This is a genomic window from Pseudomonas sp. S32, assembly GCF_016648095.1.
GTDB lineage: Bacteria > Pseudomonadota > Gammaproteobacteria > Pseudomonadales > Pseudomonadaceae > Aquipseudomonas > Aquipseudomonas parafulva.
Genome location: NZ_JACVVF010000014.1, coordinates 1 through 16,663 on the forward strand (window position 1 = coordinate 1; position 16,663 = coordinate 16,663).

The 16,663-nt window shown below is 63.3% G+C and carries 16 protein-coding genes and 1 riboswitch; of the genes, 9 read left to right on the forward strand and 7 right to left on the reverse strand.

Features of this window, described 5'->3' with window-relative positions:
* The first annotated feature begins 274 nt into the window (after positions 1 to 274).
* The gene (locus tag IAE38_RS10000; protein ID WP_028631902.1) at positions 275 to 667 is read left to right on the forward strand and encodes a DUF1090 domain-containing protein; all 393 of its coding nucleotides are present in this window, start codon (positions 275 to 277) and stop codon (positions 665 to 667) included.
* Positions 668 to 723: 56 nt separating this feature from the next.
* On the opposite strand, the gene IAE38_RS10005 is transcribed toward IAE38_RS10000, so the two are convergent.
* Positions 724 to 1,173 (reverse strand): c-type cytochrome, encoded by a 450-nt coding sequence (locus IAE38_RS10005; protein WP_201212048.1) that lies wholly within the window; start codon positions 1,171 to 1,173, stop codon positions 724 to 726.
* A 118-nt stretch (positions 1,174 to 1,291) separates the two neighbouring features.
* Between IAE38_RS10005 and mltA the strand changes: the two genes are divergently transcribed.
* The gene (gene mltA, locus IAE38_RS10010) at positions 1,292 to 2,443 is read left to right on the forward strand and encodes a murein transglycosylase A (RefSeq protein ID WP_201217427.1); all 1,152 of its coding nucleotides are present in this window, start codon (positions 1,292 to 1,294) and stop codon (positions 2,441 to 2,443) included.
* A gap of 18 nt (positions 2,444 to 2,461) precedes the next feature.
* Here mltA and IAE38_RS10015 read toward each other — a convergent pair whose 3' ends face one another.
* On the reverse strand, positions 2,462 to 2,848 hold the full coding sequence (locus IAE38_RS10015; protein WP_028631905.1) for an MAPEG family protein: 387 nt from the start codon (positions 2,846 to 2,848) through the stop codon (positions 2,462 to 2,464).
* Between the two features lie 281 nt (positions 2,849 to 3,129).
* Here IAE38_RS10015 and IAE38_RS10020 point away from each other — a divergent pair, with 281 nt between their 5' ends.
* Positions 3,130 to 4,365: a cation:proton antiporter gene (locus tag IAE38_RS10020; protein WP_060480728.1), complete on the forward strand. Its 1,236-nt coding sequence runs from the start codon at positions 3,130 to 3,132 to the stop codon at positions 4,363 to 4,365.
* A gap of 81 nt (positions 4,366 to 4,446) precedes the next feature.
* Here the strand turns inward: IAE38_RS10020 and IAE38_RS10025 are convergent, their stop codons facing one another.
* The gene (locus tag IAE38_RS10025; RefSeq protein ID WP_028631907.1) at positions 4,447 to 4,848 is read right to left on the reverse strand and encodes an acyl-CoA thioesterase; all 402 of its coding nucleotides are present in this window, start codon (positions 4,846 to 4,848) and stop codon (positions 4,447 to 4,449) included.
* 178 nt (positions 4,849 to 5,026) lie between these two features.
* Positions 5,027 to 5,123: riboswitch (S-adenosyl-L-homocysteine riboswitch) on the forward strand.
* Between the two features lie 21 nt (positions 5,124 to 5,144).
* Here IAE38_RS10025 and ahcY point away from each other — a divergent pair.
* Positions 5,145 to 6,554: an adenosylhomocysteinase gene (ahcY, locus tag IAE38_RS10030; RefSeq protein ID WP_201217428.1), complete on the forward strand. Its 1,410-nt coding sequence runs from the start codon at positions 5,145 to 5,147 to the stop codon at positions 6,552 to 6,554.
* On the opposite strand, the gene IAE38_RS10035 is transcribed toward ahcY, so the two are convergent.
* Positions 6,529 to 6,771 (reverse strand): hypothetical protein, encoded by a 243-nt coding sequence (locus tag IAE38_RS10035; protein ID WP_201217429.1) that lies wholly within the window; start codon positions 6,769 to 6,771, stop codon positions 6,529 to 6,531. The two genes, ahcY and IAE38_RS10035, sit on opposite strands and share 26 nt — an antisense overlap.
* Between IAE38_RS10035 and metF the strand changes: the two genes are divergently transcribed.
* The 4 genes from metF (at position 6,765) to IAE38_RS10055 (ending at position 11,718) form a co-directional block, all read left to right on the forward strand.
* Positions 6,765 to 7,610 carry a methylenetetrahydrofolate reductase [NAD(P)H] gene (gene metF, locus IAE38_RS10040; protein WP_201217430.1) on the forward strand — a complete coding sequence of 282 codons (846 nt, stop codon included), beginning with the start codon at positions 6,765 to 6,767 and terminating at the stop codon, positions 7,608 to 7,610. The two genes, IAE38_RS10035 and metF, sit on opposite strands and share 7 nt — an antisense overlap.
* 92 nt (positions 7,611 to 7,702) lie before the next feature.
* Positions 7,703 to 8,773: a hypothetical protein gene (locus tag IAE38_RS10045; RefSeq protein WP_201217431.1), complete on the forward strand. Its 1,071-nt coding sequence runs from the start codon at positions 7,703 to 7,705 to the stop codon at positions 8,771 to 8,773.
* Between the two features lie 63 nt (positions 8,774 to 8,836).
* Positions 8,837 to 9,625 (forward strand): substrate-binding periplasmic protein, encoded by a 789-nt coding sequence (locus IAE38_RS10050; protein WP_201217432.1) that lies wholly within the window; start codon positions 8,837 to 8,839, stop codon positions 9,623 to 9,625.
* A gap of 218 nt (positions 9,626 to 9,843) precedes the next feature.
* Entirely contained in the window at positions 9,844 to 11,718 is a 1,875-nt protein-coding gene (locus IAE38_RS10055) for a DEAD/DEAH box helicase (RefSeq protein ID WP_201164229.1), read from the forward strand.
* Between the two features lie 48 nt (positions 11,719 to 11,766).
* On the opposite strand, the gene IAE38_RS10060 is transcribed toward IAE38_RS10055, so the two are convergent.
* From IAE38_RS10060 to IAE38_RS10070, 3 genes are all read right to left on the reverse strand, one after another.
* Positions 11,767 to 12,345 carry a YceI family protein gene (locus IAE38_RS10060; protein WP_201217434.1) on the reverse strand — a complete coding sequence of 193 codons (579 nt, stop codon included), beginning with the start codon at positions 12,343 to 12,345 and terminating at the stop codon, positions 11,767 to 11,769.
* 33 nt (positions 12,346 to 12,378) lie between these two features.
* Positions 12,379 to 12,930, reverse strand: coding sequence for a cytochrome b (locus IAE38_RS10065; RefSeq protein WP_028631914.1), 552 nt, complete (start codon positions 12,928 to 12,930; stop codon positions 12,379 to 12,381).
* Between the two features lie 208 nt (positions 12,931 to 13,138).
* Positions 13,139 to 15,025 carry a flavin monoamine oxidase family protein gene (locus IAE38_RS10070; RefSeq protein WP_201217435.1) on the reverse strand — a complete coding sequence of 629 codons (1,887 nt, stop codon included), beginning with the start codon at positions 15,023 to 15,025 and terminating at the stop codon, positions 13,139 to 13,141.
* Positions 15,026 to 15,233: 208 nt separating this feature from the next.
* Between IAE38_RS10070 and IAE38_RS10075 the strand changes: the two genes are divergently transcribed.
* Positions 15,234 to 16,640: an adenosylmethionine--8-amino-7-oxononanoate transaminase gene (locus tag IAE38_RS10075; protein ID WP_028631916.1), complete on the forward strand. Its 1,407-nt coding sequence runs from the start codon at positions 15,234 to 15,236 to the stop codon at positions 16,638 to 16,640.
* Positions 16,641 to 16,663 lie beyond the last annotated feature (23 nt).

A 16,663-nucleotide genomic window follows, 5' to 3' on the forward strand; every position in this document is an offset into this window, starting at 1 on the left:
AAACGTAGGAGCGAGCGCAGCTCGCGATGCGCCGCGCGGGCGGCGCTCGATTTCACAAGCGCTGCATCCTTCAAGACGAACACTCTGCGCCCCAACCGAATTCTTCGTTAAAACCCCCCGCCCCATCACCAAGCAATGAATTCTTACCAATTTCCCTGTCGGAAAAACCCGATAGTTGCAGTGAAATTTCCGGTTAGGGTTTCTTAATCCGCAAAACCAAGGCAGGATTTCCGTCTTACTTTTTCGCTACTACGCCCCGTCCTGGAGGCTTTTCATGAAACGCGCTTCAACTTTCATCCTGCTCGCCACCCTTGGCCTGGCCGCCAGCAACCTGCAGGCAGCCCAGCCCGATGCAGGCCTGACCGGTTGCGCCGCCAAGCGCAGCGCCATCGAGAACCAGTTGAAGATCGCCCGCGACCAAGGCAACAGCGGCCAGGTTGCCGGCCTGGAAGAAGCCCTGCGCGGCGTTGCCAACTGCACCGACGCCAGCCTGCGAAAAGAGCGTGAGCAAAAGGTGCTCGATGCGCGCCACGAAGTGGCCCAGCGGGAAAAAGACCTGAAAAAGGCCGAGAAAAAGGGCGACGCAGAAAAGATCAACAAGCGTAAAGACAAGTTGGCCGAGTCGCGCAAAGAACTGCAGGAAGCGGTAGACGACCTGGACCGCTGACAGCGGGCGACGCCAGCATGCGCCGCCCGCCCAGGCCCCTGAGCAGGCGCGGGCAATCAGTGGTTACGAAACTCGGTATGACAGGCCTTGCACGCCGCCTCCACCTTGTCCATCGGGGCTTTGAGCGGCGCTGCTTCCAGGGGCTGGGCGCGGGTAACGGCCACCAGTTCGCCAGTGGCGTGTTCCAACTGCCTGGCCAGGTCATGGAAACGTGCCTGGCGCTCCCACACCTCGGCCCGGGCGCTGCTGTCAGCGGCATCGTCGCGCACCTGCGGGAAGTGCTGCCACGGCTTGTGGGCCAGTTCATCCAGCTGCACCGCGCCGGCAGCGAACTTCTCGCTGTTGAACGGCAAGCGCCCCCGCAGCATGCCGCCCAGGTCTTCGCTGGTCTTCATCATGTCCTTGAAAATGACCTTGCGCTGGCCCAGCGGCGAGTTCGGGTCAACCCGATCGCAACCGCCCATGGCCAGGGTTACCAGCACTACTACCGTCAATCGCTTGTACATCACGCTCACTTCGGCCTCGGCAAATGGGCGTGCAGTATCGCGTTGCCAGGCACAAACACCAATAGCCACATGAAAAACAGGGCGAATATTCATGTTCGCCCACTCTAGGAATGCACCCATGACACATGCCCTGCGCCACCTGGCCTGGACGCTCCCGGTACTGGCCCTGCTGGCCGGTTGCAATGGCGGCGACAACGCAAAACCCGAACCCCACGCCATCGCCACCTACGCCCCGGCCACTTGGCAAGACCTGCCTGCCGTCAGCGATGAAGACTTGCTGGCGGGCTTTTATGCCTGGCGCAGCGGCTGTGAAAAACTCAGGCGTGACCCGGTGTGGGCAGCCACCTGCGAAGCCGCCGGCAGCGACAGCGCAAGCGCTGCCCAGGTGCGGACATTCCTTGAACAGAACCTGCAGGTGTATGGCCTGCGCTCAGCCGAAAACAGCGCCAACGGCCTGATCACCGGCTACTACGAGCCTGTCTACCCCGGTAGCCTGAGCGCGTCGGCCACCAACCATGTGGCTGTGTATGGGCCGCCGGACGACATGATCGTGGTGGACCTGGCCAGCATCTACCCCGAGCTCAAGGGCAAGCGCCTGCGCGGGCGCCTGGACGGCCGGGTACTCAAGCCCTATGACACCGCCGAGGTGATCAACCGGGACGGCGTGAAAGCACCGGTACTGGCCTGGCTCACCGACCCGATGGACCTGCAGTTCCTGCAGATACAGGGTTCCGGCAGGGTGCAACTGGAGGATGGCCGCCAACTGCGCCTGGGCTATGCCGACCAGAACGGCCACCCCTACCGCCCCATCGGCCGCTGGCTGGTGGAACAGGGCCAGTTGAAAAAGGAAGACGTGAGCATGGGCGCCATCCATGCCTGGGCCCAGGCCAACCCGCAGCGTGTGCCTGAACTGCTGGCCAGCAACCCCAGCTACGTGTTTTTCAGCACCCGCCCGGACAGCAATGAAGGCCCGCGCGGCTCGCTGAACGTGCCGTTGACTGCAGGGTACAGCGTGGCCATCGACCGCAAGGTGATCCCCCTGGGCAGCCTGCTGTGGCTATCCACCACACGCCCTGACGGCACCCCCGTGGTACGGCCGGTGGGCGCCCAGGATACCGGCGGGGCCATTACCGGCGAAGTCCGCGCAGACCTGTTCTGGGGTACCGGGCCAGCGGCAGGCGAGCTGGCCGGCAACATGAAGCAGCAAGGGCAGATCTGGATGCTGTGGCCCAAAGGCATGCCGTTGCCAGAAGTACCCAAGGTGCCGTGACACCCAGCGCGCCTGGCGTCAGGCAGAGACCACGAAAAACGCCACGATGATCGCCAGGCCCGCGAACCACACCAGCGAACGCAATATTGCCCAGTCGGCCAGGTAGCAGATGATGTAGAGCAAGCGGCTGGTGATATACATCACCCCCAGCACGTCCTGGGTGACCTGCTCGGCATTGCCGACGATGTCAGCCACCAGCACGGCGGCGGCGAACGCCGGAAATGCCTCGTAGCCGTTCTGCTGCGCGGCGTGCGCTCGGCGCGGCAGGCCGGACAGGGTGTCGAGGAAGGCACGCGGGTCATGGTTGTGCTTAGCGCCGAAACGGCCACTGGCAAGTTTGGCGATCAGCGCGCAGAGCGGCGGCAGGATCATCGCGATCAGGATGCACCACAGGGCAACGGTCATGGACAGGGTTCCTCGTTCAGTTGTCGGTTCAGAGCTTCATCACCAGCTTGCGGGCCATTACCCGCCCGCAAGCTAGGAGTACCGGCCCGCTGAAAGGTTCTTCGAGGCAGCCCGTGCCCTCACGCTTGCACAGCTGATGACCATAGAGCAATGGGGCCACGCCCTGGAACGTTTTGAACTAATCCGGTCAAACCCTGTGTCCCGAACCCCTCGCCAGGTCATCAAAGAGCTGCCCGAGCCATTCGGGTAAAGACTTGGAAGCCACTTTTACAGGAATTGGGATGCTCGAATTAGTTGCCGCGTTTATCTGCCTGACCACCCTGCTTACGTACGTCAATTACCGTTTCATCGGCCTGCCCCCCGCCATCGGCGTGATGGTGACGGCGCTGCTGTTCTCACTGCTGCTGCAGGGCCTGAGCCTCATCGGCTTCCCTGGCCTGGAAGCCCGCGTGGAAGGGCTGATGAACCAGATCGACTTCAATGACCTGCTGATGCACTGGATGCTGGCGTTTCTGCTGTTTGCCGGCGCCCTGCACGTCAACCTGTCCGACCTGCGCAACTACCGCTGGCCCATCGGCCTGCTGGCCACCGTCGGCGTGCTGATCGCCACCGTGGTGATCGGCTACCTCTCACACTGGGTGTTCGCCCTGTTCGGCTGGCAGGTACCGCTGATCTACTGCCTGCTGTTCGGTGCACTGATATCCCCCACAGACCCCATCGCCGTGCTGGGTGCGCTGCGTACCGCCAATGCACCCAAGCCGCTCAAGACCACCATCGTTGGCGAGTCGCTGTTCAACGACGGCACGGCCGTGGTGGTGTTCACCGTGCTGCTGGGCATCATTCAGCTGGGTGAAACGCCGAGCATGAGCGACACGGCGATCCTGTTCGCCCGCGAGGCCATCGGTGGCGTGCTGTTCGGCGGCCTGATCGGCTACGCCACCTACCGCATGATCAAGAGCGTCGAGCAGTACCAGGTGGAGGTGATGCTGACCCTGGCGCTGGTGATTGGCGGCTCGGCCATGTGCTACGAACTGCACGTGTCGGCACCGATCGCCATGGTGGTCGCGGGCCTGATCATCGGCAACCTGGGGCGCAACCTGGCGATGAACGACATGACCCGCCGCTACATGGACGGTTTCTGGGAACTGATCGACGACATGCTCAATGCGCTGCTGTTCGCCCTGATCGGCCTGGAGCTGCTGCTGTTGCCGTTCAACTGGATGCACCTGGCGGCGGGCAGCGTGCTGGCACTGGCGGTGCTGCTGTCGCGGTTGCTCACCGTGGCACCGGCGATCGTCCTGCTGCGCCGCTGGCGCCCGGTACCCAAGGGCACGGTGCGGGTGCTGACCTGGGGCGGCCTGCGCGGCGGGGTATCCGTGGCTCTGGCGCTGTCGCTGCCGCTGGGCGAGGAACGCGACCTGCTGCTGTCGATTACCTACATCGTGGTACTGTCGTCGATTCTGGTGCAGGGGTTGAGCATCGGGCGCGTGGTACGCAAAGTCAGCGCGCAGCCCTGACCTGACCTGACCTGACCTGACCTGACCTGACCTGACCTGACCTGACCTGAAGAGCATCGCCGGCTTGCCGGCGATGGCCAGCTATTCCACCGCAGAGTCGGGGAACTGGTCCTGCACGTACTTGATCTCGGTACGCCCGTGCGCCGCCGGCAGGCCATCTTCGCCCAGGTTCACGAACACCATGCGCTCGACCGTGAGGATGCTCTTGCGGGTGATCTTGTTGCGCACTTCGCAGCGCAGGGTGATGGAGGTACGGCCAAACTCGGTGGCGGTGATGCCCAGCTCGATGATGTCACCCTTGCGCGAGGCGCTGACGAAGTTGATCTCCGACATGTACTTGGTCACCACCCGCTGGTTACCCAGCTGGACGATGGCGTAGATCGCGGCCTCTTCGTCGATCCAGCGCAGCAGGCTGCCGCCGAACAGGGTGCCATTGGGGTTGAGGTCTTCGGGTTTAACCCACTTGCGGGTGTGAAAGTTCATCTGTACTCCTGAACACACTGGCTTACGTGCAGCCATCATGGCAGAGCGGCCGGCGCCGCTCCATTGAACATCGACTATCGTCTCGATTAATCGACAGAAAACCTTGGGGATGGTGCCGCTCGCGGCTATAATCGTCGCCGTTTCACATGGCTGCCCACAGCGGGGCCATGCCCGCCACCTGTCCGAGGGGCGCTGCAGCAGGCTAGGCCTGTCAGGCTCGGATGGGGCGTTGTCCGCTCCTGCGGACGCTCAACGCACAACGGCGCCCATTCGCACACTACGAATGGAGGCTCTTGATGAGCGCTGCAAACATGCCTGCTGGTTTCACCGACTACAAAGTCGCCGACATCTCCCTGGCCGCCTGGGGCCGTCGCGAAACCATCATCGCCGAATCGGAAATGCCTGCACTGATGGGCCTGCGCCGCAAATACCAGGCCGAACAGCCGCTCAAGGGCGCGAAGATCCTGGGCTGCATCCACATGACCATCCAGACCGCCGTGCTGATCGAAACCCTGGTCGCCCTGGGTGCCGAAGTGCGCTGGTCGTCCTGCAACATCTTCTCCACCCAGGACCAGGCCGCCGCGTCCATCGCCGCCGCCGGCATCCCTGTGTTCGCCTGGAAAGGCGAAACCGAGCAGGAATACGAGTGGTGCCTGGAGCAGACCATCCTCAAGGATGGCCAGCCATGGGACGCCAACATGGTGCTCGATGACGGTGGCGACCTCACCGAACTGCTGCACAAGAAGTACCCGCAAGTGCTCGAGCGCGTCCACGGCGTGACCGAAGAGACCACCACTGGCGTACACCGCCTGCTGGACATGCTGGCCAAAGGCGAGCTGAAAGTGCCGGCCATCAACGTCAACGACTCGGTCACCAAGAGCAAGAACGACAACAAGTACGGCTGCCGTCACAGCCTGAACGATGCCATCAAGCGCGGCACCGACCACCTGCTGTCGGGCAAGCAGGCGCTGGTTATCGGCTACGGTGACGTGGGCAAGGGTTCGGCGCAGTCGCTGCGTCAGGAAGGCATGATCGTCAAGGTCACCGAAGTGGACCCGATCTGCGCCATGCAGGCCTGCATGGATGGCTTCGAGCTGGTTTCGCCGTTCATCGACGGTATCAACAACGGCACCGAAGCCAGCATCGACAAGGCCCTGCTGGGCAAGATCGACCTGATCGTCACCACCACCGGTAACGTCAACGTCTGCGATGCCAACATGCTCAAGGCCCTGAAAAAGCGTGCGGTGGTGTGCAACATCGGCCACTTCGACAACGAAATCGACACCGCTTTCATGCGCAAGAACTGGGCCTGGGAAGAGGTCAAGCCGCAGGTGCACAAGATCCACCGCACCGGCGCTGGCAACTTCGACCCGCAGAACGATGACTACCTGATCCTGCTGGCCGAAGGCCGCCTGGTGAACCTGGGCAACGCCACCGGTCACCCAAGCCGCATCATGGATGGCTCGTTCGCCAACCAGGTACTGGCACAGATCTTCCTATTCGAGCAGAAGTACGCCGACCTCTCGGCCGAGAAAAAGGCCGAGCGCCTGACCGTTGAAGTACTGCCGAAAAAGCTGGACGAAGAAGTGGCCCTGGAAATGGTCCGTGGCTTCGGCGGCGTGGTTACCCAGCTGACCAAGCAACAGGCCGACTACATCGGCGTCACCGTCGAAGGCCCGTTCAAGCCTGATGCTTACCGGTATTAAGCGGCAAGCTTGAAGCTTCAAGCGGCAAGTAAAGGCAGACCGTGCCGTTGCTGCTTGCTGCTTGCCGCTTGCCGCTTGCCGCTTGCCGCTTGCAGCGTAAAAGATTGACGAACGATGCCCAAGCCAGATCGGCCATAACCGATCTGGCTTTTACTTGCAGCTTGCAGCTTGCCGCTTTCGGCTTGGCGCTTGCCGCCTGAGGAACGAGTGATGTCACAGGAACGCCGTTACAGTTTCGAGTTCTTCCCGACCAAGACCGACGCCGGTCATGAAAAGCTGATGGGCGTTGCCCGCCAGCTGGCTACCTACAACCCGGACTTCTTCTCCTGCACTTACGGTGCCGGGGGCTCCACGCGCGACCGCACGCTCAATACCGTGCTGCAACTGGAAAACGAAGTGAAGGTGCCTGCCGCGCCGCACCTGTCGTGCGTGGGCGACACCAAGGCCGAGCTGCGCGCACTGCTGGCCGAATACAAGGCGGCGGGTATCAAGCGCATCGTTGCCCTGCGCGGTGACCTGCCCTCGGGCATGGGCATGGCCAGCGGCGAACTGCGCTACGCCAGCGACCTGGTCGAGTTCATCCGCCAGGAAACCGGCGACCACTTCCACCTGGAGGTAGCCGCCTACCCCGAGATGCACCCCCAGGCGCGCAACTTCGAGGCCGATGTGGCCAACTTCGTGCACAAGGTCAAGGCCGGTGCCGACAGCGCCATCACCCAGTACTTCTTCAACGCCGACAGCTACTTCTATTTCGTCGAGCGGGCGCAGCAGCAGGGTGTGGATATCCCGGTGGTGCCCGGCATCATGCCGATCACCAACTACAGCAAGCTGGCGCGCTTCTCCGACGCCTGCGGTGCCGAGATCCCGCGCTGGATCCGCAAGCAGCTCGAAGCCTATGCCGATGACACTGCCAGCATCCAGGCGTTTGGCGAAGAGGTGATCACCCGCATGTGCGAAGAGCTGCTGCAAGGCGGCGCACCGGGCCTGCACTTCTATACCCTGAACCAGGCCGAGCCAAGCATGGCGATCTGGAACAACCTGAAGCTGCCTCGCTGACACGTTTTGTCATAGCGGCTTAAGAAAAGATTAAGGCTTTGGCCATAGGCTGAAGCCTTCTTCTTTTTCGGGTTAAACAGGTCCTGCCTGCCATGCCGTATGCCCAGCCGCCACGCCCCCAACTCGTCTACCTGGCCTTCGGCCCCGCCACCTACCATCAGGAAGCCTGCTTCAGCATCGTCAGTGCCCTTGCCTGCCTGAACGCTGCCGCTGGCGAGCGCCTGGATATCCAGGTGTACACCGACAACCTGCAGCCCTACAGCGGGCTACCCATCACCACCCACTTCATCGACGACGCCACCCGCCAAGCCTGGAATGCACCGCATGGGTACCACTTTCGCAGCAAGCATGTGGTCTTGCGCCAGGTCTTGCAGCAGCACCCACTGGCAGTACTGATCGACACCGATACGTTTTTCCGCCAATCGCCCATGCAGTTGTTCAACCGCGTGGCTTCAGGCCGCCTGCTGTGCAATGCCATCGGCCCACGCTACGGCGCCGACAGGCAAAGCCTGCTGTACCGCAAGCTGCACGCCACCCTGGCCGAACGCGGGCTGGCTGACGACAGCATGCACCTGGTCAATTCGGGTGTCATCGGCCTGGCCCGGGGCGATGCCGGCATCCTCGACCATGCGCTCGCGCTGATGGACGAACTGCACCCCGTGGCACCAGAAGCCTACGCACTGGAAGAATTCTGCCTGGCGGTGGCCGCCTACCGCAGGCTGGCAGTGCGCGAATGCACCGATGTGATCCACCACTACTGGAGCCACAAGGCGCAGTTTCGCGCCAAGATCCAGGCCTGGCTGCGCAAGCATGGCCATGACCTGCTGAGCGATGCTGCGCTGGCGGATGTGGCGAAGGTGAATGATCAATTGCCCCGCCCGCCGGTATTGCACCGCCTGGGCTACAAGGCCCTCACCCTTACCCTGCCCAGCCGTGAGCGCCAGTTCGCACGCGAGCTGCTGTACGGCTGTTACCCCTACCCCAACGAATTCGACCGGGCGTGCGCACCGGCGTGGTGGGACAAGGCGCTGGAAAACCTCACTGGCCGGTGCGGCCACGTGGCGCCCGAGCATGTGCGCCAATGCCTGCGCCACCCGGGGCTGCGCCTGTCGCTGGGCGAGCGGCGCAAGGATGTCGAGGCCCACCTGATGAGGGCGCGCTAGAGCGCGCCGAGGGCTTGCCATCGGGTACTGGCCTTGGCCTGGCCGAGCGCGTAATCTCCGGCCATGCGCCATTACGCCTGCCTGTTCTGGACCCTGCTGCTTACCTGCCTCAGCCCTCTGGCGCTGGGCGAGCGGCTGCGTCTGGTAAGTGATGACTGGGCACCCTACGTGTATGAACAAGATGGCCAACCACGCGGCATCGACGTCGAAGTTACCACCCAGGTGTTCGCGCGCCTGGGGGTACAGGTTGAATGGCAGTTCATGCCCTGGAAACGCTGCCTGGCGATGGTCGAACAGGGCCAGGCCGATGGTGTCATGGATATTTTCCAGTCAGATGCGCGTCACCCCTACCTGCTGTTCCCGGCAGAACCCATGTCGGTGGTGGACTTCGTGCTGTTCCAGGCGACCAAACGCCGGCACTCGGTCGATAACCTGGACGACCTCCGCAACCTGCGTATCGGTACCTCACCTGGCTATGACTACGGTGCCGTGTTCAACCAGGCGTCGGCCTTTCAACGCGAGGCGGCACCCACCCATGAAGCCAACTTCGGCAAGCTGGTGCTGGGGCGAATCGACCTGGCGATCACCGACCGCAGGGTGGGCCAGTACCTGATCCAGCACATGGGCCTGCAACATCAGGTCGAACCGCTGCCCCTGGTGATCAGCCGCAAGGCGCAGTACCTGGGCCTGGTGCGCAAACCCGGCCGCGAGGCCCTGGCCCAGGCTTTTGCCGAGGAGTTGCGGCGTTTCAAGCAGGAGCCGGCCTATGCGGCCATCATCGCGCGTTACATAAACGACCCCAACAACATTCTTGACGCCGTTGAGCAGCAGGAAAGCAGCACAGCGCGCTAGCTCTGTTATACTCGGGCCTTCCCGCCCGGCTCACGCCCGGACGCTCGGCCTCGCAACAGGCATCCCGATCGGCATAGACGCACCCTGGCGTCAGCCTTCCGTTTCCCGGATGTGCAGTGAAAGCCCAGCTGGACCGGACGCGATCGCATCCTATAGATGCCCGTCGCGCCAGGCAGAACATCCCTACGGGCCCAGCCCACACGAGAACAGGATTGCCCATGTCCTTTGCTTCCCTCGGTCTCTCCGAGGCTCTTGTCCGCGCTATCGAAGCTGCGGGCTATACCCAGCCGACCCCCGTGCAACAGCGGGCCATTCCCGCCGTGTTGCAAGGCCGTGACCTGATGGTTGCTGCACAGACAGGTACGGGTAAAACCGGCGGTTTCGCCCTGCCGATCCTCGAGCGCCTGTTCCCTGCCGGCCACCCCGACAAGTCGCAGCGCCACGGCCCGCGTCAGCCCCGCGTACTGGTACTTACCCCAACCCGCGAGCTGGCAGCCCAAGTGCACGACAGCTTCAAGGTGTATGCCCGTGACCTGCCACTGGTCAGCGCCTGCATCTTCGGCGGTGTTGGCATGAACCCGCAGGTCCAGGCCATCGCCAAGGGTGTCGACGTACTGGTCGCCTGCCCAGGCCGCCTGCTCGACCTGGCAGGCCAAGGCAAGGTCGACCTGGCCCACGTTGAAATTCTGGTCCTCGATGAAGCCGACCGCATGCTCGACATGGGCTTCATCCATGACGTGAAGAAGGTGCTGGCACGCCTGCCGTCCAAGCGCCAGAACCTGCTGTTCTCAGCCACGTTCTCCAAAGACATCACCGACCTGGCCGACAAGCTCCTGCACAACCCGGAGCGTATCGAGGTCACCCCGCCCAACACCACCGTCGAGCGTATCGAGCAGCGCGTCTACCGCCTGCCCGCCAGCCACAAGCGGGCCCTGCTGGCGCACCTGATCACCCTCGGCGCGTGGGAGCAGGTTCTGGTGTTCACCCGCACCAAGCACGGCGCCAACCGCCTGGCCGAGTACCTGGAAAAGCACGGCCTCACCGCCGCGGCCATCCACGGCAACAAGAGCCAGAACGCCCGCACCAAGGCATTGGCTGACTTCAAGGCCAACACCGTGCGCGTACTGGTTGCCACCGATATTGCAGCGCGTGGCCTGGACATCGACCAACTGCCCCATGTGGTCAACTTCGAACTGCCCAACGTAGAAGAAGACTACGTACACCGTATTGGCCGTACTGGCCGTGCCGGCCGTTCGGGTGAAGCGATTTCCCTGGTTGCACCCGACGAAGAGAAGCTGCTCAAAAGCATCGAGCGGGTAACCCGGCAGAAAATCGCCGACGGCGACCTGATGGGCTTCGACGCCAGCCAGGTAGAAGCCGAAAAGCCGGAAGTGCGCGAGCGCCAGCAGCCCAACGGCCGCGGCGGGCGCAACCAGCAGGCCCGTGGTGAAGGCAGCAAGGACGCCAACGGCGGCCGCAAGGACAAGGGCAAGGACAAAGGCCGGACACGCCAGCAGGCTGCAGACAAGCCCGCCGAAAAACAGGCCAGTGGTGAGCGCCAGCAGCAGCCACGCAAACCGCGTGACAACAAGCCGCGCCAGCAGCAGGCCAGCAACGGCAGCACCCAGAAGGCGCCTGCCGACCGTGACCCGGAAGTGTTCCTGGATGACGATGTGGACAACTTCGGTAACCGTGCCGACTATGTCAGCCCTTACCAGAACGGCAAGGGCCAGGGCCGCAACCGTCGCCCTGGCGGTCAGGGCCAGGGGCAAGGCAATGGCCAGCAGCGCAGCAACGGAGGCGGCGGCGGCCAGGCCCGCAATGGCGGCCAGCCACGTTCCGGTGCCGGTGAAAAGCGCCCGCCCCGTGCCAACAATGGTGGCGGTGCCCGCCGTGATGGTGGCGCAGGCCGTGGCCGCCCAGCCCGCGAAGACGCCGAGCCGGCCGTACGCAGCCCTCGTCAGCCGCAGAGCCAGCCGGTGATCATCCGCAAGGAATCCAAGCTCGACCGTTTCCCGACGCCTGAGCAACTGGAAGACCTGCCCGCCCGCCCACGCGGTGAGCGGCCTGCGCTGTTGACGCGCAAGGGCTGACAACAAAAAAGGGGCCGCTTAGCGGCCCCTTTCTCATTCACACAGCAATTACTTCTGCTTCACGCCTTCAACACTGATATCCAGATCCAGGGTCTGCGAAGTCGGGCCTGGGCCTTTGATACCGAAGTCGTTCAGGTTAAGGGTAGTGGTGGCATTGAAGCCTGCGCGCTCGCCGCCCCATGGGTCCTTGCCCTCACCATTGAAGGTGGCCTTGAAGGTGACCGGCTTGGTCACGCCATGCAGGGTCAGGTCGCCGGTCACGTCAGCGGTTTTGTCACCCGTGGACTTGACGCTGGTGGAGACGAACTTCGCATCCGGGTATTTCTTCACATCCAGGAAATCGGCGCTGGCGATGTGCTTGTCACGCTCAGCGTGGTTCGACCACAGGCTGGCGGTTTTCAGATCGACGCTGATCTTGCTGGCTTCAGGCTTGGCGCTGTCCCAGCTGAAGTTGCCGTCGAAGTCCTTGAACGTGCCGTGAATGAAGCTGTAGCCCAGGTGGCTGATCTTCCAGTCAACGAATGCGTGCTGGCCTTCCTTGTCGATCTTGTACTCGGCAGCCATGACCTGGCCGGCGGAGAGCAGAGCGGTACCGAGCGCCAGAGCGGCAAAAGTCTTTTTCAACATCGTCACTTCCTTCCTTTGCAATTGAGTTGAGGATCAAGCTTTGCGGCCCAGCATGCGGGTGAGGGTCGCGTCACGGTCAATGAAATGGTGCTTGAGTGCAGCAAGGCCATGCAACCCCGCGAAGATCACCACGCCCCACGCCAGCCACAGGTGTACCACCCCAGCCACGTCGGCCTGGTCCGGCAGGTTGCTGACCAGTGCAGGCACTTCGAACAAGCCGAACACCGGAATGCCAACGCCATCGGCGGTGGAGATCAGGTAACCGGCAGTCATCAGCGCAAACAACCCCAGGTACAAGCCCAGGTGCCCAAGCTTTGCAGCCACCCGGGTAAGCGGGCCGTGGCTGGCAGGTGCCGGTGGCGGCGGGCTGACGAAGCGCCACAGTACCCGCAGCAGCATGACGGCCAACAACACCAGGCCGATGCTCTTGTGCAGGTCAGGGCCTGCCTTGCGCCACGGGCTGTAGTAGTCGAGGCCGACCATCCAGAGGCCCAGACCGAACAACCCGAAAACGGTGAGCGCCACGCCCCAATGCATGACCATACTGACAACGCCGTAGCGTGAAGGTGAATTGCGCAGTTGCATGATGACCTACTTCCCCGTGAAAGCTGTGCACAGACTAGCGCGAAACGTATCGAATAAAAGCGGAAAAAATTGCTATGGATTATCGAGAAATCCGATAGCAATTGTTACGAGCCGTTATTAAGGAAACGTTAACGGAAGGCGTTGAATGACGGCTGCCAGCGCCGGCTCATCGCCGCTCACGGGCGATGGCACCGGCGCTGACTGCAGGTCAGCCCGCTTTGGCCTGGGTATCAGTCACTGCTTTCTTCGCAGGTGCTGCCTTGGCGGGGGCTTTTTTGGCGTCAGCAGGCTTGTGGGCCGGCTTGTGTGCAGGGGTGTGCTTGGCGGGCGCCGGCTTGCTTGCGGCAGGCTTGGCCGCAGCAGGCTTGGCAGGCGCGGGCTTGGCCACCGGTGCGGGGGCCGCCGGCTGCGCGGGGGCAGGTGCTGGCGCAGGCGCAGGGGCTGGAGCCGGCGCTGGCGCTACCTCATCCGCCTTGGCAGCTGGCTCGGGCGCTTTGTCGCCACCGCCGAACAGCCGCGAGAAGAACCCTGGCTTGCCCTGCTCGGCCTTGTCAGCAGGTTTTGCGTCTGCCTTGGCCGGCGCCTTGTCCGCTGCATCGGCCTTGTCGGAGGAGCCACCGAACAGGTTGGAGAAGAACCCACCCTTGCCCTGCTTGGCTGCAGCAGCCCCGGCAGCCGCCGTCGCGGCCACTGGCGCAGCCTTGACCGGGTCGAACGACTTGCCGGCCAACAGGTCCTGCACCTGGCTGGCGGCCCGCTGGCCGCTGCGCAGGGCACCTTCCAGGGTGCCTGGGTACAGCGCATCGGTATGCTCACCGGCAAACGCCACGCGCTGCACCGGGCGCTCCCACAGCCGCCAATACTTGCTGATCTGGCCTGGGCCATAGGCCAGGTACGCGCCGCCGGTACCCACATCTGCGCTGTAGCGCTTCACTTCGTACCCGGTAAAGGCGCCACGAGCCTGCGGATAGAAGGCATGCAGGCGGATCAGCACCTGGTCGGCCATCTGCTTGTCGCCGAAGGCCTGCAACAGGCGGGCATTGTCACCCGACAGGTTGATCACCACGTTGGCACCGCCTTTCAGGGCCGGCTCGATCCACAGCATGCCCAGGCCAGTGTTGCTGTAGATTTCGCCCGACATGCGCGCGCGGCTTTCCCACACCGGCTTCTTGAATTTGAGCATCAGCTGGTCGCGCCAGCCGTAGTTGGTGCCCTTGATCGCCGCCAGGTGCTGGTTGTCCAGGCCGGGGGTCATCTGGATCTTGGCCAAGGCACGCAGCGGCACGGCCATCACCAGGTAGTCGGCACGGTAGCCCACGCTGCCCACCTTCACGGTCACGCCGTCCTTGTCCTGCACGATGGCGGTGACTGGCGAGCTGGTCTTGATGGTTTTCAGTTGCTTGACGAAAGCCTGGGCCAGTACCGGGCTGCCGCCTGGCAGGCGTGCCGCGCGCAGGTCGCGGTCGCTCACATCACGGTACACGCGGTTCTGCTGGGCGAAGTACAGCAGCGACAGGCGCGACGGCTCGTCGTAACGGGTACGGATTTGCTGGTTGACCAACTGGCGCGCGGTGGCGGGCAACTGCAGCTTGTCCAGCCAGGAAGACACGGTGATCTGGTCCAGGGCGAACAGCGTGCTGGTCGCCTGTGGCTTCAGCGGGTCGTCGATGGAGCGCGCCAGGTCATCGACGGTTTTTTCGTAGCGCTTGAGCGCCTCGGCGGTGGCCGGCTGCTTCACGGCAAGGTCGGCGGCACTGAAATATTCGCCATCGATCAGGTAGCCAGGGGTACGGACAAACTCGGGCGCTGGCAACGTGTCGAGCTTGAAGCGGTCCAGGTACTGGTTCAGTACCGGCTGCGCCTTGGTATTGCCGATCCATTCGCTGGTGGCCAGGCCCGAGCGCCCGCCCATGCCAGGTTTGGCTTCCAGCACGGTCACCTGCCAGCCTTTGTTCTGCAACTCGTAAGCGGCCGTGAGGCCCGCCATACCGCCGCCCACCACAATTGCCGTGGGCGTCTTGTCACTCGCCAGCGCGGCGCCGCTGGACACACCAATCAATACCAGCGCGCACAGGCGCACCCAAGCAGCAGCCATATCGGCAAACTCCGAGTCAGGGGTTACAAAAAACGGGGAGAGGCGGAATGCCCCGAGAGAGGCGCTAGAATACGTCAGCGCCGCAAGGCCTGCCAGCGTGGTGATATCAAGTGCTTCAGGTAAATCACTTTTTCTGCCGGGTTGTCCTGCACCGCGCCTTTGCTTAGGCTTACCCGCCGAACCACGCCGCAAACCAGGAGAAGTGCCCATGGGCCTCAACGATCAGTGGATGCAACGCGACCTCAAGGTGTTGTGGCACCCCTGCACGCAGATGAAAGACCACGAGCACCTGCCCCTGATACCGATCAAACGCGGCGAAGGCGTATGGCTGGAAGACTTCGAGGGCAAGCGCTACCTGGATGCGGTAAGCAGTTGGTGGGTGAACGTGTTCGGCCACGCCAACCCGCGTATCAACCAGCGCATCAAGGACCAGGTGGACCAGCTGGAGCATGTGATTCTGGCGGGCTTCAGCCATCAGCCGGTGATCGAGCTGTCGGAGCGCCTGGTGGCCATGACCCCGGCCGGGCTCGACCGGGTGTTCTACGGTGACAACGGTTCGTCGTGCATCGAAGTGGCGCTGAAGATGAGCTTCCATTACTGGCAGAACGTCGGCAAACCGGACAAAAAGCGCTTCGTCACCCTCACCAACAGCTACCACGGCGAGACCATTGCCGCCATGTCGGTAGGTGATGTGCCGCTGTTCACCGAAACCTACAAGGCCTTGTTGCTCGATACTCTCAAAGTGCCGAGCCCCGATTGCTACCTGCGCCCCGAGGGCGTCAGCTGGGAAGAACACTCCCGCACTCTGTTCGCCGTCATGGAACAGACCCTGGCCGAGCACCACGCCACCATCAGCGCGGTGATCATCGAGCCGCTGATCCAGGGCGCGGGCGGCATGCGCATGTATCACCCGGTGTACCTCAAACTGCTGCGCGAAGCCTGCGACCGCTACGACGTGCACCTGATCCATGACGAGATCGCCGTCGGCTTTGGCCGCACCGGCAGCATGTTCGCGTGTGAACAGGCCGGCATCCGCCCCGACTTCCTGTGCCTGTCCAAGGCCCTGACCGGCGGTTACCTGCCGCTGGCTGCCTGCCTGACCACCGACAAGGTGTACCAGGCGTTCTACGACGACTACTCGACCCTGCGCGCGTTCCTGCACTCGCACAGCTACACCGGCAACCCGCTGGCCTGTGCAGCGGCCCTGGCCACCCTGGATATCTTCGAACAGGACAACGTGATCGAAGCCAACAAGCCCCTGGCCAAGCGCATGGCCACGGCCACGGCGCACCTCGCCGACCACAAGCATGTGGCGGAGATACGCCAGACCGGCATGGCGCTGGCCATCGAGATGGTCCAGGACAAGGCCGGCAAGGTCGCCTACCCGTGGCAGCAGCGCCGTGGCCTGAAGGTGTTCGAGCATGCACTGACCCGCGGCGCCCTGCTGCGCCCGTTGGGCAGCGTGGTGTACTTCCTGCCACCGTACGTGATCACGCCAGAGCAGATCGACTTCCTGGCGGAAGTGGCCAGCGAAGGCATCGACATTGCCACCCGCGACAGCGTCAGCGTTGCCGTACCGAGCAACTTCCACCCCGACTTCCGCGACCCCGGCTGACAGCGCTCGGGGGCGATGCCCTC

What these genes read in the sequence shown, in the direction of transcription:
- IAE38_RS10000 (WP_028631902.1), top strand. Translation starts at nt 275, where the DNA reads ATGAAACGCGCTTCAACTTTCATCCTGCTCGCCACCCTTGGCCTGGCC.
- IAE38_RS10005 (WP_201212048.1), bottom strand. Translation starts at nt 1,173, where the DNA reads ATGTACAAGCGATTGACGGTAGTAGTGCTGGTAACCCTGGCCATGGGC.
- mltA (WP_201217427.1), top strand. Translation starts at nt 1,292, where the DNA reads ATGACACATGCCCTGCGCCACCTGGCCTGGACGCTCCCGGTACTGGCC.
- IAE38_RS10015 (WP_028631905.1), bottom strand. Translation starts at nt 2,848, where the DNA reads ATGACCGTTGCCCTGTGGTGCATCCTGATCGCGATGATCCTGCCGCCG.
- IAE38_RS10020 (WP_060480728.1), top strand. Translation starts at nt 3,130, where the DNA reads ATGCTCGAATTAGTTGCCGCGTTTATCTGCCTGACCACCCTGCTTACG.
- IAE38_RS10025 (WP_028631907.1), bottom strand. Translation starts at nt 4,848, where the DNA reads ATGAACTTTCACACCCGCAAGTGGGTTAAACCCGAAGACCTCAACCCC.
- ahcY (WP_201217428.1), top strand. Translation starts at nt 5,145, where the DNA reads ATGAGCGCTGCAAACATGCCTGCTGGTTTCACCGACTACAAAGTCGCC.
- metF (WP_201217430.1), top strand. Translation starts at nt 6,765, where the DNA reads ATGTCACAGGAACGCCGTTACAGTTTCGAGTTCTTCCCGACCAAGACC.
- IAE38_RS10045 (WP_201217431.1), top strand. Translation starts at nt 7,703, where the DNA reads ATGCCGTATGCCCAGCCGCCACGCCCCCAACTCGTCTACCTGGCCTTC.
- IAE38_RS10050 (WP_201217432.1), top strand. Translation starts at nt 8,837, where the DNA reads ATGCGCCATTACGCCTGCCTGTTCTGGACCCTGCTGCTTACCTGCCTC.
- IAE38_RS10055 (WP_201164229.1), top strand. Translation starts at nt 9,844, where the DNA reads ATGTCCTTTGCTTCCCTCGGTCTCTCCGAGGCTCTTGTCCGCGCTATC.
- IAE38_RS10060 (WP_201217434.1), bottom strand. Translation starts at nt 12,345, where the DNA reads ATGTTGAAAAAGACTTTTGCCGCTCTGGCGCTCGGTACCGCTCTGCTC.
- IAE38_RS10065 (WP_028631914.1), bottom strand. Translation starts at nt 12,930, where the DNA reads ATGCAACTGCGCAATTCACCTTCACGCTACGGCGTTGTCAGTATGGTC.
- IAE38_RS10070 (WP_201217435.1), bottom strand. Translation starts at nt 15,025, where the DNA reads ATGGCTGCTGCTTGGGTGCGCCTGTGCGCGCTGGTATTGATTGGTGTG.
- IAE38_RS10075 (WP_028631916.1), top strand. Translation starts at nt 15,234, where the DNA reads ATGGGCCTCAACGATCAGTGGATGCAACGCGACCTCAAGGTGTTGTGG.